The organism is Sarcina ventriculi (assembly GCF_900456775.1).
Classification (GTDB): domain Bacteria; phylum Bacillota; class Clostridia; order Clostridiales; family Clostridiaceae; genus Sarcina; species Sarcina ventriculi.
Genome location: NZ_UAUL01000012.1, coordinates 21,350 through 45,258, shown reverse-complemented (window position 1 = coordinate 45,258; position 23,909 = coordinate 21,350). Strand labels below are relative to the sequence as shown.

At 28.0% G+C, this 23,909-nt stretch carries 26 protein-coding genes and 2 tRNA genes; 26 read left to right on the top strand and 2 right to left on the bottom strand.

The features are described from left to right. The first annotated feature begins 29 nt into the window (after positions 1-29). The 17 genes from DR020_RS11445 to DR020_RS11365 all read left to right on the top strand — a co-directional run bounded on the left by DR020_RS11445 (position 30) and on the right by DR020_RS11365 (position 14,803). A complete protein-coding gene (locus DR020_RS11445; RefSeq protein ID WP_055260120.1) occupies positions 30-653 on the top strand; it encodes a precorrin-8X methylmutase in 624 nt (207 codons plus the stop codon). Further along, positions 653-1,729, top strand: coding sequence for a cobalt-precorrin-5B (C(1))-methyltransferase CbiD (gene cbiD, locus DR020_RS11440; RefSeq protein WP_112366018.1), 1,077 nt, complete (start codon positions 653-655; stop codon positions 1,727-1,729). Before DR020_RS11445 ends, cbiD begins: the two co-directional genes overlap by 1 nt. Before the next feature lie 12 nt (positions 1,730-1,741). Next, positions 1,742-2,344: a precorrin-6y C5,15-methyltransferase (decarboxylating) subunit CbiE gene (gene cbiE, locus DR020_RS11435; protein WP_112366017.1), complete on the top strand. Its 603-nt coding sequence runs from the start codon at positions 1,742-1,744 to the stop codon at positions 2,342-2,344. A 2-nt stretch (positions 2,345-2,346) separates the two neighbouring features. Further along, positions 2,347-2,907 (top strand): precorrin-6Y C5,15-methyltransferase (decarboxylating) subunit CbiT, encoded by a 561-nt coding sequence (cbiT, locus tag DR020_RS11430; RefSeq protein WP_055260117.1) that lies wholly within the window; start codon positions 2,347-2,349, stop codon positions 2,905-2,907. A 20-nt stretch (positions 2,908-2,927) separates the two neighbouring features. Continuing rightward, entirely contained in the window at positions 2,928-3,593 is a 666-nt protein-coding gene (locus DR020_RS11425; protein ID WP_058993942.1) for a cobalt-factor II C(20)-methyltransferase, read from the top strand. Positions 3,594-3,627: 34 nt separating this feature from the next. Beyond that, positions 3,628-4,377, top strand: coding sequence for a precorrin-4 C(11)-methyltransferase (gene cobM, locus DR020_RS11420; protein WP_055260115.1), 750 nt, complete (start codon positions 3,628-3,630; stop codon positions 4,375-4,377). 2 nt (positions 4,378-4,379) lie between these two features. Further along, positions 4,380-5,366 carry a cobalt-precorrin 5A hydrolase gene (gene cbiG / locus DR020_RS11415; RefSeq protein WP_112366016.1) on the top strand — a complete coding sequence of 329 codons (987 nt, stop codon included), beginning with the start codon at positions 4,380-4,382 and terminating at the stop codon, positions 5,364-5,366. After that, entirely contained in the window at positions 5,366-6,097 is a 732-nt protein-coding gene (gene cobJ, locus DR020_RS11410) for a precorrin-3B C(17)-methyltransferase (RefSeq protein WP_112366015.1), read from the top strand. Before cbiG ends, cobJ begins: the two co-directional genes overlap by 1 nt. Beyond that, on the top strand, positions 6,091-6,891 hold the full coding sequence (locus DR020_RS11405) for a cobalt-precorrin-6A reductase (protein ID WP_070101209.1): 801 nt from the start codon (positions 6,091-6,093) through the stop codon (positions 6,889-6,891). The genes cobJ and DR020_RS11405 overlap by 7 nt, the downstream gene beginning before the upstream one ends. A 176-nt stretch (positions 6,892-7,067) precedes the next feature. Further along, the gene (locus DR020_RS11400) at positions 7,068-8,039 is read left to right on the top strand and encodes a 3'-5' exoribonuclease YhaM family protein (protein ID WP_112366014.1); all 972 of its coding nucleotides are present in this window, start codon (positions 7,068-7,070) and stop codon (positions 8,037-8,039) included. A 240-nt stretch (positions 8,040-8,279) separates the two neighbouring features. Next, positions 8,280-8,612 (top strand): hypothetical protein, encoded by a 333-nt coding sequence (locus DR020_RS11395; RefSeq protein ID WP_055260111.1) that lies wholly within the window; start codon positions 8,280-8,282, stop codon positions 8,610-8,612. Between the two features lie 80 nt (positions 8,613-8,692). After that, positions 8,693-9,541, top strand: a complete 849-nt coding sequence (locus DR020_RS11390) for a 3-hydroxybutyryl-CoA dehydrogenase (protein WP_112366013.1) — start codon at positions 8,693-8,695, stop codon at positions 9,539-9,541. A gap of 169 nt (positions 9,542-9,710) precedes the next feature. After that, positions 9,711-10,922, top strand: a complete 1,212-nt coding sequence (locus tag DR020_RS11385) for an acetyl-CoA C-acetyltransferase (RefSeq protein ID WP_112366012.1) — start codon at positions 9,711-9,713, stop codon at positions 10,920-10,922. Positions 10,923-11,025: 103 nt separating this feature from the next. Then, positions 11,026-11,808 (top strand): short-chain-enoyl-CoA hydratase, encoded by a 783-nt coding sequence (locus DR020_RS11380; protein WP_112366011.1) that lies wholly within the window; start codon positions 11,026-11,028, stop codon positions 11,806-11,808. Positions 11,809-11,837: 29 nt separating this feature from the next. Beyond that, positions 11,838-12,977, top strand: a complete 1,140-nt coding sequence (locus tag DR020_RS11375; RefSeq protein ID WP_055260107.1) for an acyl-CoA dehydrogenase — start codon at positions 11,838-11,840, stop codon at positions 12,975-12,977. Positions 12,978-12,996: 19 nt separating this feature from the next. Beyond that, complete coding sequence (locus tag DR020_RS11370) at positions 12,997-13,776, top strand: electron transfer flavoprotein subunit beta/FixA family protein (protein ID WP_055260106.1); 780 nt, start codon at positions 12,997-12,999, stop codon at positions 13,774-13,776. 19 nt (positions 13,777-13,795) lie between these two features. After that, positions 13,796-14,803, top strand: coding sequence for an electron transfer flavoprotein subunit alpha/FixB family protein (locus DR020_RS11365; RefSeq protein WP_112366010.1), 1,008 nt, complete (start codon positions 13,796-13,798; stop codon positions 14,801-14,803). Between the two features lie 82 nt (positions 14,804-14,885). Here the strand turns inward: DR020_RS11365 and DR020_RS11360 are convergent, their stop codons facing one another. Continuing rightward, positions 14,886-16,046, bottom strand: coding sequence for a L,D-transpeptidase (locus DR020_RS11360; protein ID WP_055260104.1), 1,161 nt, complete (start codon positions 16,044-16,046; stop codon positions 14,886-14,888). Positions 16,047-16,202: 156 nt separating this feature from the next. Here DR020_RS11360 and pepT point away from each other — a divergent pair, with 156 nt between their 5' ends. The 4 genes from pepT to DR020_RS11340 all read left to right on the top strand — a co-directional run bounded on the left by pepT (position 16,203) and on the right by DR020_RS11340 (position 19,462). Beyond that, positions 16,203-17,423, top strand: a complete 1,221-nt coding sequence (pepT, locus tag DR020_RS11355) for a peptidase T (RefSeq protein ID WP_112366009.1) — start codon at positions 16,203-16,205, stop codon at positions 17,421-17,423. 269 nt (positions 17,424-17,692) lie between these two features. Beyond that, positions 17,693-17,769, top strand: a tRNA-Arg gene (locus tag DR020_RS11350). 345 nt (positions 17,770-18,114) lie between these two features. Next, positions 18,115-18,618 carry an RNA polymerase sigma factor gene (locus tag DR020_RS11345; protein ID WP_058993957.1) on the top strand — a complete coding sequence of 168 codons (504 nt, stop codon included), beginning with the start codon at positions 18,115-18,117 and terminating at the stop codon, positions 18,616-18,618. A gap of 10 nt (positions 18,619-18,628) precedes the next feature. Next, complete coding sequence (locus DR020_RS11340; RefSeq protein WP_055260101.1) at positions 18,629-19,462, top strand: RsiV family protein; 834 nt, start codon at positions 18,629-18,631, stop codon at positions 19,460-19,462. 29 nt (positions 19,463-19,491) lie between these two features. Here the strand turns inward: DR020_RS11340 and DR020_RS11335 are convergent, their stop codons facing one another. Further along, positions 19,492-20,001 carry a hypothetical protein gene (locus DR020_RS11335; protein WP_112366008.1) on the bottom strand — a complete coding sequence of 170 codons (510 nt, stop codon included), beginning with the start codon at positions 19,999-20,001 and terminating at the stop codon, positions 19,492-19,494. A 109-nt stretch (positions 20,002-20,110) separates the two neighbouring features. Between DR020_RS11335 and DR020_RS11330 the strand changes: the two genes are divergently transcribed. The 5 genes from DR020_RS11330 to DR020_RS11310 all read left to right on the top strand — a co-directional run bounded on the left by DR020_RS11330 (position 20,111) and on the right by DR020_RS11310 (position 23,895). Further along, positions 20,111-21,247, top strand: coding sequence for a Card1-like endonuclease domain-containing protein (locus tag DR020_RS11330; RefSeq protein WP_112366007.1), 1,137 nt, complete (start codon positions 20,111-20,113; stop codon positions 21,245-21,247). Positions 21,248-21,319: 72 nt separating this feature from the next. Further along, positions 21,320-21,886: a TetR/AcrR family transcriptional regulator gene (locus tag DR020_RS11325; protein WP_055260098.1), complete on the top strand. Its 567-nt coding sequence runs from the start codon at positions 21,320-21,322 to the stop codon at positions 21,884-21,886. 95 nt (positions 21,887-21,981) lie between these two features. Beyond that, positions 21,982-22,056: transfer RNA gene (locus DR020_RS11320), tRNA-Arg, on the top strand. 139 nt (positions 22,057-22,195) lie between these two features. Next, on the top strand, positions 22,196-23,440 hold the full coding sequence (locus DR020_RS11315; RefSeq protein WP_265327747.1) for a hemolysin family protein: 1,245 nt from the start codon (positions 22,196-22,198) through the stop codon (positions 23,438-23,440). 20 nt (positions 23,441-23,460) lie between these two features. Beyond that, a complete protein-coding gene (locus tag DR020_RS11310) occupies positions 23,461-23,895 on the top strand; it encodes a nucleoside deaminase (protein ID WP_082412358.1) in 435 nt (144 codons plus the stop codon). Positions 23,896-23,909: the final 14 nt, after the last annotated feature.

The window sequence follows — 23,909 nt, the reverse complement described above, 5'->3', positions numbered from 1 at the left end:
GAAATAAGTATAGTTTAAGGAGGAATTTTATGGGCTATATAAAAGTTCCTATGGATATAGAAAAGAGAAGTTTTGAAATAATTGGAGAAGAAATGGGAAACCATGATTTTTCTGATAGAGAACTAAATGTTGTAAAAAGAGTTATTCATACAACAGCTGATTTTGAATATAAAGATTTAATTAGAATAGATGAACAAAGTATAGATAAGGCGCTTTCTCTTTTAAAAAAGGGGTGTAAAATATATACAGATACTCAAATGATTAAATCAGGTATAAATAAAAAAGCTTTAGAAAAGTTAGGTTGCGAAATTGTAAATTATGTTTCAACGGAAGAGGCTTTTAGAATAGCTAAAGAAAAAAATATTACACGATCTATGGCAGCCATTGAAATAGCAATGAATGAAGGAATAGAGTTTTTCGTTTTTGGTAATGCACCAACTGCCCTTTACAGATTAATAGAGCTTTATAGAGAAGGAAAAGCTAAACCTAAATTTGTTATAGGTGCTCCTATTGGTTTTGTTGGAGCTTCTGAGAGTAAAGAGGAACTTTTAAAAACTGATTTAGATAACATAACAATAAGGGGAAGAAAAGGCGGAAGTACTGTATCGGTTGCAATTGTTAATGCCCTTATGTACATGGTGGTTGATAGATAATGTTTGAAATGTATATTGAAAGCTTTGGTAAAAAGCTAAGATGTGGATATACTACGGGTTCTTGTGCAACGGCAGCAGCAAAAGCGGCTACTTATGCACTTTTTAATGGGAAATCATTAGATTATGTTAATATACTTACTCCTAATAATATAAATATTGAAATAGAGGTTCATGAAACAAATTTTTATGAAGATTACGTTGAATGTTTAGTTAGAAAGGATGGCGGAGATGATATTGATGTAACTGATGGTATTTTAATAGGTGCAAGAGTTAAAAAAGCCAATGAATTTTCTATTGATGGAGGCGAAGGGGTTGGAAGGGTTTATGCTGATGGTCTTAGTATAAAAAAAGGTGAGGCTGCGATAAATCCTGTACCAAGACTTATGATAGAAAAGGCTGTTAAAGAAATTAGTGAAAACGAAAGATTTGAGGTTGCTGTTGAGATATTTGTGCCAGATGGAGAATTAGTAGCAAAAAAGACTTTCAATAGTAGATTAAATATTTTAAATGGGATATCTATTTTAGGTACGACTGGTATTGTTTATCCTATGTCAGAAGAAGCTTTAAAAGCATCAATAGCCCTTGAGATAAGTCAAAAAATTTTATATAGCAAAGAAATTATTTTAGTATTTGGGCATATGGGAGAAAAATTTGCTAAAAATTTAGGATATGATGAAAAGAAAATGGTCATAATGTCTAATTTTGTGGGATTTGCTTTAGAAACTTGTGTAAATAAGGGGGCTACTAGGGTTACTATAATAGGGCACATAGGAAAAATGTGCAAAATAGCTTATGGATGTTTTAATACTCATAGCAAAGTGTGTGGTGTTAGACTTGAGGTTATAGCTCTTGAAATGGCTCTTTTAGGCTATGATATGGAGTTTGTAAAAAGAATTTTAAATGAGAAAACAACAGATGGAGCAGTAAATACTTTAGGAAAAGGAAATGAAAAATTATATCAAAATATAGCTAAAAAGATTAAGTCATCTGCAATAACATACATTCATGGAGAAATTGATATCGATGTTTTAGTCTATAAAGGAACCGTAGATTCGGAAATTTTAGCTAAAGCTTAAGGAGAAAAATTTATGATTTATATAGTTGGGATAGGTCCTGGGCATATTGATTATATACTAAAAAAGGCAGAAAATATTATAAAAAATAGTGATTATGTTATAGGATTTTCAAGGTCAATAGATACTTTAGAATCTATGATAAAGGGCAAAAAAATAAAAGTTAACAATTTAAAAGAGATATTAACTTATATGGAGAATTTAGAGGGAGATATATCAATTTTAGCCTCTGGAGACCCTTTATTTTACGGTATAGCAGATTATATATCAAAAAATTTTAATAGAAATTTTGAAGTAATTCCTGGTATAAGTTCTTTTCAGTATTTAACAGCTAAAACTAAAAGGGTTTGGAATAAGACATTTTTAGGAAGTATGCATGGTAGAGAAGAAAAATTTTTAGAACATGTAAAGAACAATTGTAAGACCATTTGGCTTACTGATAATAAAAATACTCCAAAATCACTATGTGAAATACTCATTAAAAATAATATAAATTGTACTATTATTGTGGGTGAAAATTTATCTTATGAAAATGAAAGGATAGTTGAGGGGAATCCTAGAGAGATATTAAATTATGAATTTTCTAATCTATCTGTTATGATGGTGGAGGTGAAATAGCTTTGAAATTTATAAAGGATGAGGAATTTATAAGAAGTGATGTTCCTATGACTAAGGAGGATATAAGAATACTTACTTTTGCTAAATTAGAACTGGATTCAACTTCTAATTTTTTAGATATAGGGAGTGGAACGGGAAGTATGACTGTTCAAGCTTCAAAGATATGTAAAAATGGGCAAGTTGTATCTATTGAACGTGATGAAGAAGCTATAAAGACTACTAAAATTAATATAGATAAGTTTAATTGCACTAATATAAATCTTATTGAAGGAGATGCAATAGAAGTTTTAAGTAATATTAAAATGAAGTTTCACGGAATATTTTTAGGTGGAACTGGTGGAAATATGGAATGTATTATAGATAAATCATTAGAACTTTTAGAGAATAATGGTATGTTAGTTGCAAATTTTATTACCATAACTAACCTTAATGCTTTTTGTGATTATGTAGAAAAAAAAGGCTTAAAGGTTGATGTAACAATGCTTCAGGTTTCTAAAGCTAAAGGAAGATTGAAGATGTTAATTGCGAATAATCCGATTTTTATAATAAGTGTAAAAAAATAAATATAAAAGGAGAATTTTTAATGGCGAAGTTTATAGGTGTTGGAGTAGGTCCTGGAGATAGTGAGCTTTTAACTGCAAAAGCTATAAGGATAATAAATGAAAGTGATGTTTTAATATGTCCAAGCTCTCAAGAGGGGGGAGAAAGTATTGCATATGAAACGATAAAGCCTTATGTTAAGCAGGAAAAAGACGTTAGAATAATTCATTTTCCTATGGGAAAATCAAATACTAATGAGAAGGTAAAATTGGCTTATAATCTTATAGAAGGTCTTTTAAATGAAGGTAAAGACGTAGCTTTTTTCACTTTAGGAGACCCTTATATTTATAGTACATATACTCATATTTTAAAGCATTTTGAAAGTGAAAAGTATGAGGTTCAAACTATCCCTGGAATAACATCGTTTTGTGCTTCAGCAAGTCTTACAGATATGCCTCTTTGTTTAGGAGATGAACCTCTTTTAATACTTCCAGGTAGAAGTATTGATAAAATAAAAGATGAAAAGTATGTAGTTGTTATGAAGGTTTATAAATTAGAAGAAAAGATAATAAATGTTCTTGAAGAAAAAGGATTTAATTATGTTTTAGTTTCAAGGGCTGGAAGAGATGGGCAAAAAATATTGCACAAAAAAGAAGATATATTAAATCATAGAGATTATATGTCTTTAATAATAGCTAATAGAGAATAGATTATAAAATTTATTGTATTATGGAGGTAAAATTATGATTTACTTTATAGGAGCAGGTCCTGGAAATGTGGATTTAATAACAGTTAAAGGACGTTCTATTTTAGAGAAAGCAGATGTTGTTATATATGCAGGTTCTCTAGTGAGCCCTGAGCATTTAAAGTTTTGTAAAAATGGAGTTAAAATTTATAATTCAGCTTCTATGACTTTAGAGGAAGTTATAAGTGTTATGAAAGAAGCTAGTGAAAATAATTTAGAAACAGTTAGACTTCATACTGGAGATCCTAGTATTTATGGTGCAATTAAAGAACAAATGGATGAACTTATAAAGCTTAATATAGAATATGAAGTAGTGCCAGGGGTTAGTTCTTTTGTAGCAGCGGCTGCCTCAATAAAGAGAGAATTTACATTGCCTTCAGTATCTCAAACGGTAATTTTAACTAGAGTTGAAGGAAGGACTAAGGTTCCTGAAAAAGAGGATTTAGAAAAATTAGCTTCAATAGGAGCATCTATGGCATTATTTTTATCAATATCTATGATAGATAAAGTTGTTGCAAAGCTTAGAAAAGGTTATGGAAGGAATGTTCCTATAGCTGTAATTGAAAGGGCTACTTGGCAAGATGAACGAGTAATATTTGGAACTCTTGATGATATAAGCGAAAAGGTAAAGGAAGCAGGCATTAAAAAATGTGCTCAAATATTAGTTGGTGATTTTATAGATTGTGATTATGAAAAAAGTCTTTTATATGATAAATCATTTACCCATGAATATAGAAAAGGTATCTAAAAATGATTGCTATTATAAGTGTAACGAAGCAAGGAGATAGGATTTTATTAAAGTTAAAAGAATATTTTACTTGTGAAATTTTCTCAAAATATATAGATGAAAATTTTAATTTTAGTAATTGTGTTAAGCATATTTTTGAAAGTAAAAAGTATGATGGTATTATCTTTATATCATCAACAGGTATAGCTGTAAGGGCTATAGCTCCTTATATAAAAAGTAAAACAAATGATCCAGCTGTAGTTGTTGTAGATTGTTATGGTAAATTTTCCATAAGTCTTTTATCAGGGCATTTAGGAGGTGGAAATTTGCTGTCAAGTAAAGTTTCTAAAATTTTAAGTGCTATAAATGTTGTAACTACTGCAACTGATATAAAAAATGTTGTAGCTCCTGATATTATTGCAAAAGAAAATAATTTTATAATAGATGATTTAAAGATTGCAAAAAATTTTGCAGTTAAGCTTTTAGATGAAGAAGTTATAGGGTTTTTAGATGAGTTTAAATGTATAAATACACCTAAAGGATATAATGAATTTAATGATAATTTAAATAATGTTCTATGGATTACTAATAAAATTCAAAGACATGATTTAAAAGGCAAGAATGTTTTAAAACTTATAAAAAGAAATATAGTTTTGGGTGTTGGTTGCAAGAAAGATACTGATGAAAAACACTTAATTTCTAAGGTTTTGGAATGTTTAAGAGAGAATAATATAGATAAGAGATCAGTTTTGGCTATAGGAAGCATAGATATTAAAAAAGATGAAAAAGCAATTTTAAGTTTAAAGGATACTTTAAATTGTGATTTTAAGGTATTTACTAAAGAAGATATACTTCCAATAGAAAGTCAGTTTGAGATAAGTCAGTTTGTAAAGAAGACTATAGGTGTTGGGAATGTTTGTGAACCTTCAGTAAGGCTCTTAGGTGGAGAAATTATTTTGAAAAAACAAAAATTAGATGGTGTAACACTTTGTATAGGAGAGATAAAATAATGAAAAAATTATATGTTGTAGGAATTGGGCCAGGCTCAATAGAGAATATGACACTTAAAGCTTATAACGTTATAAAAGAGTGTGATGTTATAGTTGGTTATACTAAATATTTAGATATGATAAAGGAAATAATAGAGGGAAAAGAACTTTATTCTACAGGAATGAGAAGTGAAGAGGAAAGATGTAGACTTGCCATAAAACTTGCTAAAGAAAAAGATGTAGCAATAATAAGTACTGGAGATGCAGGAATATATGGAATGGCTGGACTTATTTTAGAACTTTGTAACGAAGAAGAAATAAAAAATGTAGTTATAGTTCCAGGAATAACTGCATCATCTGCTGCAGGTTCAATAGTTGGAGCACCACTTATGCATGATAATTGCAATATAAGTTTAAGTGATTTAATGACTCCATATGATGAAATAAAAAAAAGAGTGGATTTTGCTGCTAAGTCAGACTTTATAATTTCATTATATAATCCTAAAAGCAAGGGAAGACCTCATTATTTAAAAGAATGCATAGATATCATAAGGCAATATAGAGATGGTAAAACACCAGTAGCTATTGTGAAACATGCATTAAGAGAAGGTCAAAATTCATTAGTAACTACAATTGATAATATAGATTATGATTTAGTTGATATGATGACTATTGTTATAGTAGGGAATTCCAAGAGTTATATTAAAGATGGACAATTTATAACTCCAAGGGGATATAATACAAGATGTTAGGATTTATTTTAGGTACATCAGATGGAAAAAATCTTTTAAAAGATATCAATAGGTATACTGATGATTTATTTTTATCGGTATCTACAGAATATGGAGGAGAACTTTTAAGTAATGTAAAATGTAAAGTTTTAAACACTAGACCATTAGATAAAAAAGAGTTAATTGATGTCATAAAAGAAAATAATATAGATATTTTTTGCGATTTTAGTCATCCTTATGCTGTTAACGTAAGTAAAAATGTTGTGGAAGCTTGCAGTATTTGTGGTATTGAATATATAAGGTTTGAAAGAGAATCTTCCATTGAAAAATATAAAGATGAACCTCTTATTCATATGATAAAAAATTTAGATGATTTTAAGGAAAAGATAAAAAATAAATCTGGAAATATATTAAATGCAACAGGGGTAAATAGAGTTTCTGATCTTATAAATATGAATCTAAATAATAGAATAATTCATAGAATACTTCCAACTAAAGAATCCATTGAAAAAGCTATTAATGGAGGAGCAAAAATAGATGATATAATAGCTATAAAGGGTCCTATAAATTATGAATTAGACTTAGCTTTTCTAAAAAATTATGATATAAAAATTTTTTTATTTAAAGATAGTGGTAAAAAAGGTGCAACTGAAGATAAAGTAAAAAGTGCATTAGAACTTAATATTGATTGTTTTATTATAGAGAGAGAAAAAATAGATAAACATAACGTTTTTTATAAAGAAAAAGATGTTTTTAACTATATAATGGAAAATTATATAGTTAAAAATAAGAATTTAATTTTAGATAAAATATAATAAAGAAAATATATTAATTTTTTTATAAAAATAGATTAAAAATAAACTAGGATTTTTAGTCTATTTTTTTATTTTAAATGTATTATTAATAAAACATAGTATAATATTAGTATAATTAGAAAGATAAAATGATTAATTTTTAGTAGAAAATATTTTAATGTGGAGATGATAATTTTATGAGTAATACTATTCCAATTAGAAAGATAAATGAGTTTGTAAAAAATGAAAGAAGTGAGGGATTTTATTTAATAAAATCTGTAGATTTAAAAACTACTAATTCCAATGGCAAAAAGTATTTAGATTTTGTTCTAGCAGATGGAACAGGAGAAATTACTGCTAAGAAGTGGGAAGTTAAAGAAGGGGAGGAGAGTGAATTTAGAGCTAATACTATAGTTAAAGTTAGAGGAATGGTTACAAGTTGGCAAAGTTCTCTTCAACTAAAGGTAGAACAAATAAGGAATATAGTTTCAGAAGATAAGGTAAATATAGATGATTATGTTCAAAGTGCACCAATTGATAGTAAGACAATGTTTGAAACTATAAAAACTTATATTAATAATATGAAAAATGAAGATATAAAAAATATAGTTAATTTAATGGTAGAAAAAAATAAAGAAAAATTAATGTATTACCCGGCAGCAAAAAAAAATCATCATTCTATAAAAAGCGGACTTTTATATCATATAACTACAATGTTGAATCTTGGTGAAAAAATTTGTAGTATATATGATTTTTTAAATACAGACTTAATTTATGGCGGGATAATTCTTCATGATTTAGCAAAAATAAAAGAAATGGCTTCTAGTGAACTTGGGATAGTTGATGATTATACATTAGAAGGGACTCTTTTAGGACATATAACTCAAGGGGTTAAGGAGATTGAACTTGCAGGGCAAGAGGTAAAGGCTGATAGAGATTCCATGATTTTATTAGAACATATAGTACTATCTCATCACTATGAGCCAGAATACGGTAGCCCTATAAAACCAATGATTCCAGAGGCTGAAATTCTTCACTATATTGATTTAATAGATGCACGAATGTATGATATGAGAAAAGTAACAAATGAAACTGAGGTTGGAAAATTTTCAGAAAGATTATGGTCTTTAGAAAATAGGAGAATATATAATCATGGATTAAATGATTAAATTTTGATTTTAGGGATAAAAAATATTTTTTATCCCTAAAATTTTGAATTGAATATTGAAACATTTTATAAAAAATAAATTTAAATATACTTTGATTAATAATTACATAAAATATTCAATTAATTGTAATATTAGTTATTTTGTGGTAGTAATATAAGAGTAGCTATGCTATAATTTATTTGTGATTGTTAAAAAAATAATTATAAAATATATAAAAATTTATATTTAGGGGATGATCGCATGTCAAAGTATAAAGTTGGGGATGAATTGTTGATAATAAAGGATCCAAACAAGGAAGCTCAAAAATTAAAAGATTCTACTTTTTTAAAAGTGGACGGAGAATATTCAACTTTATCTTGGGGAATAAAGATTGTTAATGTTGAATATGATAGACCCAATGTAACTTTAACTTATGTTAATGCAAAAGGAGAAGAAAATAAAGTTTTTGCTTGTTGTAAAGATATACAAAATTTTGACAAAGAATTAGTTTTAGAAAAAGCTTTGTTAAAAGCTTTTCAAAATGAAATTATAAATATAACTGTAATTAGAAATAGTAATTGTAAATGTAAATAATTAAAGAAATAATTATGAGTATAGTTTAATATATAATAGTAACATTAAAGTTTAATGTATTTTAGGAGGAATAAAATATAATGGAAAAGATTTTTGTAATTGGAGCTGGAACAATGGGCTCTGGAATAGTTCAAGCGTTTGCACAAAAGGGATATGAAGTAATAGTTAGAGATATAAAGGATGAATTTGTAGACAGAGGAATTGCAACAATAAATAAAAACCTTTCTAAATTAGTTGCAAAAGGAAAGGTAACTGAAGAATTCAAAGAAAATGTTTTATCAAAGATTACAGGGACTACTGATTTAAATTTGGCAGCTGATTGTGATTTGGTTATAGAGGCTGCTGTTGAAAATATGGAGATAAAAAAAGATATATTTTCACAACTTGATAAAATATGCAAGGTTGAAACAATTTTAGCTTCAAATACATCATCTTTATCAATAACAGAAGTAGCATCTGTTACAAATAGACCTGATAGGGTAATAGGAATGCATTTCTTTAATCCAGCTACAATTATGAAATTAGTTGAGGTTATAAAAGGTATGGCAACCTCTCAAGAAACTTTTGATAAAGTTAAGGAATTATCATTTGCTATAGGAAAAGAGCCTGTTGAAGTTGCAGAGGCTCCTGGATTTGTTGTTAATAGAATATTAATTCCAATGATAAATGAAGCAGTAGGAATATTTGCAGAAGGGGTTGCATCTGTGGAGGATATAGATACTGCCATGAAATTAGGAGCTAATCATCCAATGGGACCTTTAGCTTTAGGCGATTTAATAGGGCTAGATGTGTGTTTAGCAATTATGGATGTGTTATATAACGAAACAGGTGACACAAAGTATAGAGCACACAGTCTTTTAAGAAAATATGTTAGAGCTGGATGGCTTGGTAGAAAATCAGGAAAAGGTTTTTACGATTATAATGCATAATTTGAAGCTAGTTTAAATATATAATTATTTGTGAGTGCTTATTCAGTTAGATTTCATTATCTTTCTGAATAGGTATAATGAAAAAGCTGTCATTTATTTTACATAATTTTCATAGCTTATTAGGGGTAAATGATATATAGAAAATTTTAAAAAAGTGGGGAGATTTATTATGTCAAAAGTGTATATAGTACAAGCAAAAAGAAGTCCAATAGGAAAATTTTTAGGAACACTTGCACCAGTTGCACCAGCAGCTTTAACAGCACAAGTTATTAAAAATGTTATAAATGAATCAGGTGTTGATGTAAAAACTATAGATGAAGTTGCAATAGGTAATGTTTTGTCAGCTGGTCATGGTCAAAATATAGCAAGACAAGCTTCAATAGCTGGAGGGATTCCTGTGGAAGTTCCAGCATATACAGTTAGTATGGTTTGTGGGAGTGGATTGAAGAGTGTTATAAATGCGTATACTTCAATAAAGGCAGGACTTGCAGACGTAGTATTAGCAGGTGGTGTTGAAGTTATGTCTCAAGCGGCTTTTGCAGTAGATGGTAAAACTAGATTAGGTAATAAAATGGGAGATTTAAAATTAAAAGACACTTTATTATCAGATGGATTAACTGATGTATTTAATAATTATCATATGGGGATAACTGCTGAGAACGTTGCAAAAAAGTATGGATTAACAAGAGAAATGCAAGATGAATTTTCTTATAAATCTCAAGTAAGAGCGATTGAAGCTGTTGATTCTGGTAGATTTAAAGATGAAATAGTTCCTATAGAAATAAAAGGGAAAAAAGGAACGGTAGTATTTGATACTGATGAATATCCAAATAGAACTACAAATTTAGAAAAACTTTCAAAATTAAGACCAGCTTTTAAAAGTGATGGTACGGTAACAGCTGGTAATGCATCAGGTATAAATGATGGGGCAACCATAGTGTTAGTGGCTTCAGAAAAGGCTGTTAAAGAACAAGGATTAACTCCGATAGTTGAGATAACATCCATAGGACAAGGTGGAGTAGATCCATCAATTATGGGAATGGGCCCAGTAGCTGCTATAAATGACGCAATGAGAAGGTGTGATGTTCAATTAAAAGATATGGATTTAGTTGAATTAAATGAAGCATTTGCAGCTCAAAGTTTGGGCGTTATTAATGAATTAAAGAATCAATATGAAGAAATAGATGATGAGTGGGTTAATAATAGAGTTAATGTAAATGGTGGAGCTATTGCATTAGGACATCCATTAGGTGCATCAGGTGCTAGAATATTAACTACGCTAGTTCATGAAATGAAAAAGAGAAATGTTGAAAATGGACTTGCTTCACTTTGTATAGGTGGAGGAATGGGAGTTGCAGTAACTGTTAAATTAGTAAAATAATTTACCCATTGTAGTTTATAAATTATAATAAAGTTAAATAAATTCAAAAAGCCTAGTCACTAGATTTTAGAGAGACTAGGCGTATTGAAAAGGAGAATGTGGCATGGAGTTAAAAAACGTCCTTTTAGAAAAGGATAGTAATATAGCTGTTATTACGATGAATAGACCTAAAGCTTTAAATTCTTTAAACTCTGAAACATTAAAAGAGTTAGATAAGGTTATAGAAGTTTTAGAAAAAGATAGTGAAATATATGCTGTTGTATTAACAGGTGCTGGGGAAAAAGCTTTTGTTGCAGGAGCAGATATCTCAGAAATGAAAGATTTAAATGAAGAACAAGGAAGAGAATTTGGTTTATTAGGAAATAGAATATTTAGAAGAATTGAAAAATTAGATAAACCTGTGATAGCAGCTGTGAATGGATTTGCTTTAGGTGGTGGATGTGAACTTGCAATGGCTTGTGATATAAGAATTGCATCTACAAAGTCAAAATTTGGTCAACCTGAGGTAGGTCTTGGAATAACTCCAGGTTTTGGCGGAACTCAAAGGCTTCCTAGAATTGTTGGAATTGGAAAGGCAAAGGAACTTATTTATACTTGCGATATAATAAAGGCTGATGAAGCTTTAAAAATTGGATTAGTAAATAAAGTTGTTGAACCAGAAGTGCTTTTAGAAGAAGCTAAGGCTATGGCAAAAAAAATAGCACAAAATGCACCAATAGCTGTTAAATTATGTAAAGATTCCATAAATAGAGGAATGCAAGTTAATATAGATGATGCTATTGATATAGAAGCTTATGATTTTGGAAAATGTTTCTCAACTAAAGATCAAAAGGAAGGAATGACTGCCTTTATAGAAAGAAGAGAAAAGAATTTTCAAAATAAATAATGTTATAAAATATTGGGAGGGAGATTCAAATGAATTTTGAATTAACAAGGGAACAAGAACTAGTTAGACAAATGATTAAAGAATTTGCTGTAAATGAAGTTAAACCATTAGCAGCTGAAATAGATGAAACAGAAAGATTTCCTATGGAAACAGTAAAGAAAATGGCTGAGCTTGGAGTAATGGGAATTCCTTTTTCACCAGAGTATGAAGGAGCTGGTGGAGATGTATTATCATATATTTTATGTGTTGAAGAATTATCGAAAGTTTGTGCAACAACAGGAGTTGTGTTATCAGCGCATACTTCTCTATGTGCATCAGTTATAAATGAATTTTGTACACCAGAGCAAAAAAATAAATATTTACCAGACTTAGCTTCAGGTAGAAAAATTGGGGCATTTGGTTTAACAGAACCAGGGGCTGGTACAGATGCAGCAGGTCAACAAACTACAGCTAGATTAGAAGGGGATAACTATATTTTAAACGGAAGTAAGATATTCATAACAAATGGTGGAGTTGCTGAAACTTTTATAATATTTGCTATGACAGATAAGAGCAAAGGAACAAAAGGAATATCAGCATTTATAGTTGAAAAAGGCTTTTCAGGATTTTCAATAGGTAAAGTTGAAAATAAAATGGGGATAAGAGCTTCATCAACAACTGAACTTATATTTGAAAATTGTGTCGTTCCAAAAGAAAATTTAATTGGAAAAGAAGGTCAAGGATTTAAAGTAGCTATGAAAACTTTAGATGGCGGTAGAATCGGAATAGCTGCACAAGCTTTAGGAATAGCTGAAGGTGCTTTAGATGAAGCGATAACTTATTTAAAAGAAAGAAAACAATTCGGAAGATCGTTATCTGCATTCCAAGGTTTACAATGGATGGTAGCTGAAATGAGCACTAAAATAGAAGCAGCAAGGTTTTTAGTGTATAAAGCTGCATGTTTAAAAGATGCAGGAAAATCATATACAGTAGATGCTGCAAGAGCAAAATTATTTGCTGCTGAAGTTGCTATGGAAGTAACAACTAAGGCTGTTCAATTATTTGGTGGATATGGATATACTAAAGAATACCCAGTAGAAAGAATGATGAGAGATGCTAAGATAACAGAAATATATGAAGGAACTTCAGAAGTTCAAAAAATGGTTATTGCAGGAAGTCTTTTAAGATAATTTAAGGAGGACATTAGATATGAATATAGTAGTTTGTTTAAAACAAGTACCAGACACCACAGCAGTTAAAATAGATCCAAAAACAGGAACACTTATAAGAGATGGTGTTCCATCAATTATAAATCCAGAAGACAAGCATGCTTTAGAAGCAGCACTTGAAATAAAGGATAGGCATGGAGCTCATATAACAGTAGTTAGTATGGGACCTCTTCAAGCACAAAATGCCTTAAGAGAAGCATTATGTATGGGAGCGGATGAAGCCATTTTAATATCTGATAGAGCATTTGCAGGATCTGATACTTTAGCAACATCAAAAACTTTAGCTGGAGCTATAAGAAAATTAAATTATGACATAATATTTGCTGGTAGACAAGCGATTGATGGAGATACAGCTCAAGTTGGTCCAGAAATAGCTGAGCATTTAAATATACCACAAGTAACTTATGTTCAAGGTATTGAAGTAAAGGATGATAGTTTAATAATAAACAGAGCTTTAGAAAATGGATATGAATTATTAGAAGTTAAGCAACCAGTTCTTTTGACTGCTATAAAAGAATTAAATGAGCCAAGATATATGAATGTTAGAAATATATTTGGAAAGGTAGATAAAGAAGTAACTATATGGACAGCTGATGATATAGATGTTGATAAGGCAGAATTGGGACTTAAAGGATCTCCAACAAAGGTTAAAAAATCAATGACTAAAGAAGCTAAAGGGGTTGGAGAAATAGTTAATAAGCCAGCACAGGAAGCAGTAAGTTATGTATTTGGCAAATTAAAAGAAAAACATTACATCTAAGATTAGGAGGAGAAAAGTAATGAATATAGCAGATTACAATGGAGTATGGGTGTTTGCAGAGCAAAGGGAAGGTCACTTAGAAAAAGTTTCTCTAGAATTATTAGGAGAAGGAAGAAAAATTGCTGATAAGTTAGGTATTAAATTAACAGCATTATTACTGGGCAGTGGAATAAAGGATTTGGGCAAAGGTTTAAGAAATCATGGTGCTGATGAAGTTTTAGTTGTTGACAATAAAGAGTTAGAGCATTATACAACAGATGGATATACTAAAGTTATTTGTGATTTAGTAAATAAAAGAAAACCAGGAATATTATTTATAGGAGCAACATTTATAGGAAGAGATTTAGGACCTAGAGTTGCTGCAAGATTAGAAACTGGACTTACAGCTGACTGTACTTCTTTAGATGTAGATATTACAAATGGAAATTTACTTGCCACAAGACCTGCTTTTGGTGGAAATTTAATGGCTACAATAGTTTGTCCTGATCATAGACCGCAAATGGCAACAGTAAGACCAGGTGTTTTTGAAAAGCTTGAAGAAGAGGAAAAAGAAGGCGGAGTTGAAGAGATTCAAGTTAATTTATCTTCTGAGGATATAAGAACTAAAGTTTTAGAAATTGTTAAGGAAAATAAAGAAATAGTTGATATTTCTGAAGCTAATTTTATAGTAGCTGGTGGAAGAGGAATGGGTTCACAAGAAAATTTCAAATTACTTTATGAACTTGCTGAAGCATTAGGCGGAGTAGTTGCAGCATCAAGAGCTGCAGTAGATAAAGGATGGTTAGATAAGGCGTATCAAGTTGGACAAACTGGTAAAACAGTAAGACCTAATATATATATAGCTTGTGGTATATCAGGAGCAATACAACATGTTGCTGGTATGCAGGATTCAGATTTAATTATAGCTGTAAATAAAGATGAGTCAGCACCTATTATGAAGATTGCGGACTATGGAATAGTTGGAGATATAGTTAAAGTTATTCCTCAAATGATAGCAGAAGTTAATGCTATAAAAGAAGGAAAATAATTAAAGTATATAGATTGAGTGGAAAAAAGGTATTATTAAAACTTAATAATACCTTTTAAAATTTATTTGTAGTAATTTAAAATTAATAGATTATTATTTTGCTTCCATCTAAAACATTATCATATAGCCATTTAGCATCCTCGGTATCAAGTCTTATACAACCATGTGAAGCTGGTTCTCCTAATGTTTCATCTAAAATAGTTTCTTGGTCTTCTGCAAATGGGATAGAATGAAATAAATAGTTTCCCATAAATTGCACATAATATTTACCTCCTTGACCATATTTAGATGCGAAAAACCAAGGTGCTCTAGTTTGAACTTCAAATATTCCAATTGGTGTTTCTTTATTTTCAATTCCAGTAGAACAAACAAATTCCTTTTCTAATTGCCAATTGTTTGAATTTCCCGTGTATATATAGGTTTTTTGTTCACTGATGTTAACAAAGACTAATTTATCTGTTTTACTATCTATATCGAAGGTATTTATTGTTGATGAGTCTAATTTATTGTAAAAGGAAGACATTGCTTGGGCTGAATTTGCATTACTGTTTATGCTATCTTCACTATATTCTTCTAGATAATTCATTCTAAGTTTTTTTATTTCTTCTAATTTGTTAAGCAGTTCTATATTGTAATCTAGTTTTTTTAGAGAGTCTTCTATGATGGTTATAGCTTCAGAAAACGCATTATTTTCTATTAGATTGTTTACTTTATTAAAAATTTCTGATTTTAAAACATCTATACATTGTTTTTTATAATCTAAAATTTCACTATAATTAGGATAAAAAGAACTTATTTCATTAAAAGAATTTAAAGATTCTTCATAATTTTTATCATTAAATAAAGATACTGCCTTTGAATATGCTTCGTTTGATGAAGAAATTAAAGGAAGATTTTTTTTTATTGTTGTAGTTTGAGTTGTGTTTAAGTTAAGATTTTCTAATGTTGTTAATTTTAAAAGTAAACTTTCTTGAGATATGTTGTTTGATAAATAATTATTGTTTAACTGATCTAAATGTTCATTTAATATGTCATTGCATGTATTTTTTAATTTTAAAGTATTTATTAAGTTTAAATGTTTATTAGTTAAAATATTATTAGCTTCTATATAATTTTCAGAATTTATGTATTCCTTAAACTTATTTAAGTTATTTTTATAAAATAAAAAACACACTAGTAAATATAAAATTGTAAGATTTATACTTATTAATATATAAGTTTTTATTTTTTTATTTTTATTCATAAAAACAAATCTCCTTTTATTAATAATTATTTTAAATTATTTCCAAAAAATAACTGTTTAAACAATAAGTTTAGTTTTAAAATAATCATTAGTAATGTATAATAAGTTTATGCAATTAATGACAAATTAAATTTAAGAATTTAAGGTGGTGTTTTTATGAAAAAAGTTGAGGAAAGATTTTTAGAATATATAAAAATAGATACTAAATCTGATGAAACAACTAAGGTTACTCCAAGCACTAAAGGTCAATTAGAATTTGGAAAAGTATTAGCTAGTGAATTAAAAAATTTAGGATTATCAGATGTTAAGATAAGTAATGATGGATATATTTATGCTACATTAGAGGGGAACTTAGACAAAAAGGTTCCTACAATAGGTTTTATAGCACATATGGATACAGCTCCAGATATGGATGGTAAATATGTTAACCCTAAAATAGTGGAAAATTATGATGGGAAAGATATAAAGTTAAATGATAGTGTTATTTTATCACCGGAGTTTTCGCCAGAACTTAAAGGATATATAGGTCAAACTTTAATAACAACTGATGGAACAACGCTTTTAGGAGCTGACGATAAAGCTGGGGTTTCTGAAATTATGACAGCGGTAGAATATTTAATTAATCATCCAGAAATAAAGCATGGTGATATAAAAATAGCATTTACACCAGATGAAGAGATTGGAGAAGGGGCTGACCATTTTGATGTAGAAGGTTTTGGAGCAGATTTTGCTTATACATTAGATGGTGGACATATTGGAGAATTAGAGTATGAAAATTTTAATGCAGCAACTGCTACTGTTTTAATAAAAGGAACTAATGTACATCCTGGTTATGCAAAAGGAAAGATGGTTAATTCAATGATGTTAGCGCATGAGTTTATTTCCAAACTTCCTTTAGATGAAGTACCTGAAAAAACAGAAAAATATGAGGGCTTTTCACATCTTATATCAATGAGTGGTGAAGTTGAAGAAACAAAATTAGTATTTATAATTAGAGATTTCTTTGAAGATACTTATGAAAGCAGAAAAGAAAGATTTGTAGAAATAGAAAAAGAATTAAATAAAAAATATGGAGAAAATCGTGTAACCGTTGAAATAAAAGATAGCTATAAAAACATGAAAGAAAAGGTTGAACCTGTAATGTATATTGTGGATATGGCTAAAAAAGCTATGGAAAGTGCTAATGTAACTCCACTTGTGAAACCTATAAGAGGTGGCACAGATGGAGCAAGATTATCTTTTATGGGTCTTCCAACTCCTAATATATTTACAGGAGGAGAAAATTTTCATGGAAAATATGAATATATACCTGTAGAATCTATGAGGAAAGCAGTAGATGTAATTTTAAATATAGTAAAAGAGAATAATAATCTATAACTAAAAATAATGTTTTATTAAAATAATTTTATTTTAGGTGTAAAAAGTAATATTATATTAAATAGATATTTTGTATTTTTATTTAAAATCAATATTGTTTTAGACAATGTTGATTTTAAATATTTTTATTAGGAATAAAATAGTTTTAATTTAAGTAGAACAATGTTGTTTTACAATATATTTTATCTATATATGTAATTAACTTTTTTTGTTAAAAACTCAGTATTTATTGATTTATTTTAATAATTATGATATTATAATATTGATATGCGGTGGTAGCTCAGCTGGATAGAGTAGTCGGCTACGAACCGATTGGTCGGGGGTTCGAATCCTCTCCGCCGCACCAATATTTTAAAAGTCTAATTTTCATTATTGAAGATTAGACTTTTTTGCATATAAAATAAAAAAGTATTTTATACATAACTATAAGAGCAATTATTAAATATATTGCTCTTATTTTTTTTATAAAAAATAAAAACTTTTTATAAGTTTTCAGCGTCTTATTAGTATAGTTAATATTTAAAGATTTCTTTAATTTACTAATATAAAAAATATAAAATTTTAAAACTTTTTATTATAATAAATCGTCTTATAAATGTAAGAATTAAATAGAGTAAAGGATACAAGATAAAATTGATTTTATATATGATAATTCAAAAGATTAATATGTGAGGGGGTATAGTTAGTAGTTATGAATGTTTTTAAATTTAAAGCTAAAAAGAAAAATTTAGAGAATGAGTTTAAAGCCTATATTATTGAAAATAAAGAAACTTTTTATAGGATTGCATATAGCTACGTTAAAAATGAAAATGATGCATTAGATATAGTTCAAGATGCTATATATAAAGGATTAAAATCTATTGATTCTATAGGTGAAATAGAAAATTTTAAAGGATGGTTTTATAGAATACTTTTAAGATGTTCCATAGATTTTATAAGAGATAATAAAAAATATGTTTATGTTGATGATGATGTTTATTTTAACAATATTAGTTCAAATGATATATACAAGGATTTCGATTTAGAGGATGCATTGGATAAGCTTCCAGAAAAATATAAAACTGTGGTAATACTTAGATACTTTGAGGATATGAAAATTGAGGAAATTGCAGAGGTGTTAGATGAAAATATTAATACCATAAAAACAAGATTATATTCTGCTATTAAGAAATTAAATATACAAATGCAATTTTAGGAGGTAAATTATGAAAAATATGAAAGAAAAATATGAAGATATAAGAATACCAAATAGATTAGATCAAGTAGTAAATGAAACTATAAGGAACTTTGAAAGAGAAAAAAAATTAAATAAAAATATGATGATAATGAAGAGATTAGGAATTGGAACCACAGCAGCTGCGATGGCGTTAACTTTAGGAATAAACACTAATCAAGTATTTGCAGAGAATTTAGAAAGTATACCAGTAGTAGGTGGAATAGTTAAGGTTATTAATTTTCAAAATTACACTGTAAATGATGGAAATAAAAATGCAGATATTAATGTACCTAATATACAAGGGTTGAAAAACAATGATTTGCAACTTTCTATGAATAATCAATTTATTGAAGATGGAAAGGCTCTTTATAACAAAATAATTGATAGCAATGGAAAGATAAGTATAAATTCCAACTTTAAGATTATAACTGACAATGATAAGTATCTTACTATAAAGGTAGAAACATCAGAGGTAGAAGCTTCAGGATATAATACAGTAAAATATTACACTATAGATAAAGAAAAGCAATGTGTATTAACATTAGAAGGATTGTTTGAAGGTACAAATTATGTTGATGTTATTTCTTCTAATATAAAAGAACAAATGAGAGAACAAATGAAAAATGATAAAAATAAATTATATTTTATAGATGATGAGAACATTGATAATAGTGATTTTGAAAAAATAGATAAAAATCAAAACTTTTATATAAATAATAATGGTGAAATAGTTATATCTTTTGATGAGTATGAAGTAGCTCCAGGATATATGGGGGTAGTAGAATTTACTATACCAAATAGTGTAATCAATAGTATAAAATAAGTAAATTTAAAAATACAAACTTGGGAATACTAAGTTTGTATTTTATTTATTTTTTCTTTAAAATCATTTGTCGTATTTGGAATAGTATCTTTATTTAATGTGTTTATTATTGAATAAGCTTTTTTTATACAAGATATTCCAGTTGCTTCGTTGTTAGCGCTACCGTTTAAATATAGTGTTACCCCATTTGTTAGAAAATTATATGCAAGTTTTTCTTGAGTTTCTATTATTTTAGTTTTAGTATAATAGTCTTTTATGTTGGGGGTATTTTTATTGTTTTTATCATAATTATTCCAAATATTTTCAAATTGCTTGCCATATTCATAAGCTTCACCCTGATTATAGATAAGGTCATTTTTTGAATTTATAGATATATTTTTTTGCATATTAGTTAAAGCATCAGTAGCTTGTATAATAGTTTCATTGGTATTTTGTAGGTATGCAAGAGTAGGATTTGACCTAAGTGCTATAAGAATACCAATTACAATAATAATTATTATTGCTATTAAAATACTTATAATAATATATAGTTTTTTCATTATTTATCCTCCTTTATAATTCATTTAATTATAACTTATTTATTAAATGAATATAAATAAATTGCAAGGGAAAAATAACATAAAAAAAGAAAGTTAGGTATTTATTTTTATGGAATTTGAATTAATTATAAATCTTATAAGTTGCCATAATGATTCTTCAATTCTATTGACTCATCAATACAAGCCTAAAAGTGTTTTGTTTTTATATAGAAATAAGGACTTAGATATTTTAAAATCTATAGAAGATTATTACACCAATTTACCATGTACTTTTTTAAAAGAAAATATAGATAATAAGAGCATTGATGAATTAGAAAATTTAATTTTAAAATATAAAAAAAACAATGCTTTATTTAATTTAACATCAGAAAATGTTTTAGATGTATTAATATTTTATACATTATCGTTAAAAAATAATATTTGTTGTAAATTTTTAGATATAAAAAATAAGCAAATAATTAATATGTCTTTGGATGATATAACTATAAAAAAAGAAAATATTTATGACCTCAATGTAGAAGAAATTATAAAAAGTATAGGAGGTTCTATTGCAATAGATTCTGAAAATTCTTTTAATGAAGAGATTATAAATAAAATGACATTTATAATTGCTAATAATTTAGAAACTTGGGAGAAATATAGAGTAAGACTTACTGATTCTAATTTATTTATTCATAATCCTTTTAATCCTGAAATGCTAGAGATAAATACGACTTATTTAAATAATGATGAGATAATTCTAATAAATAAGTGTATACATTTTTTAGAGGAAAATAATCAAATAACGTATACACAAAAAGGTGATTGTATAGAAATTAAGTTTTTAAATGAATATATAAAAGGTTTTATTTTTAAAAGTGGTACTTGGTTTGAAATTTTTACAAAACTTATAATAAAAGAAATAAAAAATATTGATGATGTAAAGAGTGGTGTAGTGTTTTTTTGGAGCAAAGAAAAGGAAAATATTAAAAATGAATTGGATGTAGTTGCAGTTAAAGATTCTGTTTTAATATGTATATCTTGTAAAGATTCAAAAAAATATGATGAAGTTGCATTAAATGAATTAAATATATATGCTAATCAATTAGGTGGAGCAAATGTAAAAAAAATTTTAGTGGCGACCATGGAACCATCTAAAAGTATAGTTATTAATAGAGCAAAAGAAATGGGAATTAGTATTGTAGTATATAATGGTAATAGAAATAAATTTAAAAATGATTTACAAAATATAATATGTAAACAATAACTTTATATTGTTTAACAAAGGTAAATGATATATTATTAGAATATAAAAAGAATTTGGAGGATTAATTTAATTATGAGTAATACTAAAGATGCTATATTTTTTGCTGCTATAAAAGTATTTTCAACTAATGGATATGCTGGTGCAACTGTGGATGAAATAGCAGCTGTTGCGGGGGTTGCAAAAGGCACCTTGTATTATAACTTTAAAAATAAAGAGGATATATTTAAATTTGTAATACGAAGAGGAGTTGAGAGATGGGAAAATAATCTTAAGAAGGTTGTTGATTCAGATTTAAACTCTGTTGATAAATTAAAATGTATATGCTCAACTCAATTAAGACTTTTATCTGAGCGAAGAGATTTTTTTAGTATAATATTAAGTCAGCTTTGGGGAACTGAAAAAAGACAATTAGAATTGAGAGAGAGAGTTAATTCATATATTAATAGAATAAAGTTAATATTAGATGAAGCTCAAGAAAAAGGCGAAATAAAAGAAGGAAATACAAGTTTAATGGCTCATATTTTTTATGGTAGTTTAATGTCTACTGCAATACGTGAGCTTTTAGATAATGATGATGCACATATTGATGAAGTTATAGAAGAGTTTACAGATATATATTTAAATGGAATATTAATATGATTATTTAATATTAATAACTTTATTATTAAATATAATTTAATAATGTATTGACATAATATTCTAAAGGCTATAAAATTATAATTAATACATAGTAAGTCCTCATAGTTAAATGGATAGAACAATCCCCTCCTAAGGGATAGATGTAGGTTCGATTCCTACTGGGGATACCATGTAATAAAACTCCATATTTATATGGGGTTTTTTTTTACAAGTAAATAGTCAATTTCTAATGTTGCCTTTAATAAATTAAGTATTAGAAATATATATGATTAGATAAACTATAATAAAAAGAAATAGGGAGTGGTTTTCTTGGGAGAGTCTGATACGTTTCAGATTATAATACTTATAATAATGCTTATATTATCAGGTTTTTTTTCGGCTTCAGAAACAGCATTGCTGTCATTAAGTAAAATTAGAATTAGACACATGGTAGAGGAAGAAGTTAAGGGGGCTAAATTAGTTGAAAAGTTAATTGAGAACCCAGATAAATTTTTAGGTGCAGTACTTTTAGCTAACAATGTAGTTAACATAGGTTCAGCGTCCTTAGCAAGTGCTATAGCGGCAAGTTTTTTTGGTTCTAATGCAGTAGTTATATCAACTGTTATTATGACTATGTTAGTTCTTTTATTTGGAGAGATAATACCTAAAAATTTAGCACAACAAAACAGTGAAAAAATAGCTCTTAAAGTAGCAAAAACTATAACTATAATAGTGAAGGTATGTGGACCTATTATATGGGTTTGTAATAAGATATCGAATGCTTTTATAAAAATTTTAGGCGGAAGCGTTAATAAAACAGAACCTTTTATAACTGCAGAAGAGTTTAAAACTATGGTAGTTGTAGGAGAAGAGGAAGGTGTCTTAGAGGAAGAAGAAAAAGAATTAATTTACAATGTTTTTGAATTTGGGGTTCTTCAAGTTAAAGATATAATGATTCAAAGATTAGACATTGTAGGATTAAATAAAGATTCTAACTATGAAGATATATTGGCTACACTAAGGGAAGATAAGTTTTCTAGATTTCCTGTTTTTGATAAAAATATTGATGATGTTGTTGGAATACTAAATGTTAAAGATTTGGTCTTGCTTGGTGATTCAGAAGAAGATTTTGATATTAATAAGTTTATAAGAGAACCTTTCTATACTTTTGAGTTTAAAAAAATAACTGAACTTCTAAATGAAATGAGAAAGACTAGAAATCATATAGCTGTTGTTTTAGATGAATATGGTGGAACAGCTGGAATTGTGACTATAGAAGACTTAATTGAGGAGTTAGTTGGAGAAATAGAAGATGAATATGATCATCATGAGAATGAAATTTGGAAGATAAAAGATAATGAATATCTTGCTGAAGGAAGTATAAAGCTTACTCATTTAAGTGAAGAAATAGGTATAGAAATTGAATCTGAGGAGTTTGATTCTTTAGGCGGATATATTATTGGGATATTAGGAAGAATACCTAAAATAAACGAAGAGATAGTTAATGAAAATATAAAGTTTATAGTAGAAGATATTAAAAAGAATAGAATAATAAAGGTTAGAATATATATCTAAAATTTAGGAGGAATAGTATTTTGATGGATTTAGCCTTAGAGGAAGCTAAAAAAGCAAAAAATTTAGGGGAAGTTCCTGTAGGGGCTGTTATAGTTAAAGATGGACAAGTGATAGCAACAGCTCATAATCTTAAAGAGAATTTAAAAAATCCATTAGCTCATGCTGAAATATTAGCAATAAATGAGGCGTGTAAAAAGCTTGATAACTGGAGACTTTCGGGTTGTGAATTGTATGTTACTTTAGAACCATGTCCTATGTGTGCGGGTGCGATACTTCAAAGTAGAATATCTAGGGTTCATATAGGAACTTTAGATGATACAACTGGTGCTGGTGGCTCTATAATAAATATACTTCAAAATGCTAATCTTCCTTATTTTGTTGATTTAGTGTGGTATCATGATAAAAGATGTAGTGATATTTTAATTAATTTCTTTAAAAGTAAAAGATTAAAATAATCCTTTAAATCCCT

What these genes read in the sequence shown, in the direction of transcription:
- DR020_RS11340 (WP_055260101.1), top strand. Translation starts at nt 18,629, where the DNA reads ATGAAAAATATGAAAGAAAAATATGAAGATATAAGAATACCAAATAGA.
- DR020_RS11385 (WP_112366012.1), top strand. Translation starts at nt 9,711, where the DNA reads ATGTCAAAAGTGTATATAGTACAAGCAAAAAGAAGTCCAATAGGAAAA.
- cbiE (WP_112366017.1), top strand. Translation starts at nt 1,742, where the DNA reads ATGATTTATATAGTTGGGATAGGTCCTGGGCATATTGATTATATACTA.
- DR020_RS11380 (WP_112366011.1), top strand. Translation starts at nt 11,026, where the DNA reads ATGGAGTTAAAAAACGTCCTTTTAGAAAAGGATAGTAATATAGCTGTT.
- DR020_RS11325 (WP_055260098.1), top strand. Translation starts at nt 21,320, where the DNA reads ATGAGTAATACTAAAGATGCTATATTTTTTGCTGCTATAAAAGTATTT.
- cbiD (WP_112366018.1), top strand. Translation starts at nt 653, where the DNA reads ATGTTTGAAATGTATATTGAAAGCTTTGGTAAAAAGCTAAGATGTGGA.
- DR020_RS11375 (WP_055260107.1), top strand. Translation starts at nt 11,838, where the DNA reads ATGAATTTTGAATTAACAAGGGAACAAGAACTAGTTAGACAAATGATT.
- pepT (WP_112366009.1), top strand. Translation starts at nt 16,203, where the DNA reads ATGAAAAAAGTTGAGGAAAGATTTTTAGAATATATAAAAATAGATACT.
- DR020_RS11400 (WP_112366014.1), top strand. Translation starts at nt 7,068, where the DNA reads ATGAGTAATACTATTCCAATTAGAAAGATAAATGAGTTTGTAAAAAAT.
- DR020_RS11425 (WP_058993942.1), top strand. Translation starts at nt 2,928, where the DNA reads ATGGCGAAGTTTATAGGTGTTGGAGTAGGTCCTGGAGATAGTGAGCTT.
- DR020_RS11390 (WP_112366013.1), top strand. Translation starts at nt 8,693, where the DNA reads ATGGAAAAGATTTTTGTAATTGGAGCTGGAACAATGGGCTCTGGAATA.
- DR020_RS11360 (WP_055260104.1), bottom strand. Translation starts at nt 16,046, where the DNA reads ATGAATAAAAATAAAAAAATAAAAACTTATATATTAATAAGTATAAAT.
- cobM (WP_055260115.1), top strand. Translation starts at nt 3,628, where the DNA reads ATGATTTACTTTATAGGAGCAGGTCCTGGAAATGTGGATTTAATAACA.
- DR020_RS11335 (WP_112366008.1), bottom strand. Translation starts at nt 20,001, where the DNA reads ATGAAAAAACTATATATTATTATAAGTATTTTAATAGCAATAATAATT.
- DR020_RS11405 (WP_070101209.1), top strand. Translation starts at nt 6,091, where the DNA reads ATGTTAGGATTTATTTTAGGTACATCAGATGGAAAAAATCTTTTAAAA.
- DR020_RS11370 (WP_055260106.1), top strand. Translation starts at nt 12,997, where the DNA reads ATGAATATAGTAGTTTGTTTAAAACAAGTACCAGACACCACAGCAGTT.
- DR020_RS11365 (WP_112366010.1), top strand. Translation starts at nt 13,796, where the DNA reads ATGAATATAGCAGATTACAATGGAGTATGGGTGTTTGCAGAGCAAAGG.
- DR020_RS11445 (WP_055260120.1), top strand. Translation starts at nt 30, where the DNA reads ATGGGCTATATAAAAGTTCCTATGGATATAGAAAAGAGAAGTTTTGAA.
- cbiG (WP_112366016.1), top strand. Translation starts at nt 4,380, where the DNA reads ATGATTGCTATTATAAGTGTAACGAAGCAAGGAGATAGGATTTTATTA.
- DR020_RS11345 (WP_058993957.1), top strand. Translation starts at nt 18,115, where the DNA reads ATGAATGTTTTTAAATTTAAAGCTAAAAAGAAAAATTTAGAGAATGAG.
- DR020_RS11395 (WP_055260111.1), top strand. Translation starts at nt 8,280, where the DNA reads ATGTCAAAGTATAAAGTTGGGGATGAATTGTTGATAATAAAGGATCCA.
- DR020_RS11330 (WP_112366007.1), top strand. Translation starts at nt 20,111, where the DNA reads ATGGAATTTGAATTAATTATAAATCTTATAAGTTGCCATAATGATTCT.
- cobJ (WP_112366015.1), top strand. Translation starts at nt 5,366, where the DNA reads ATGAAAAAATTATATGTTGTAGGAATTGGGCCAGGCTCAATAGAGAAT.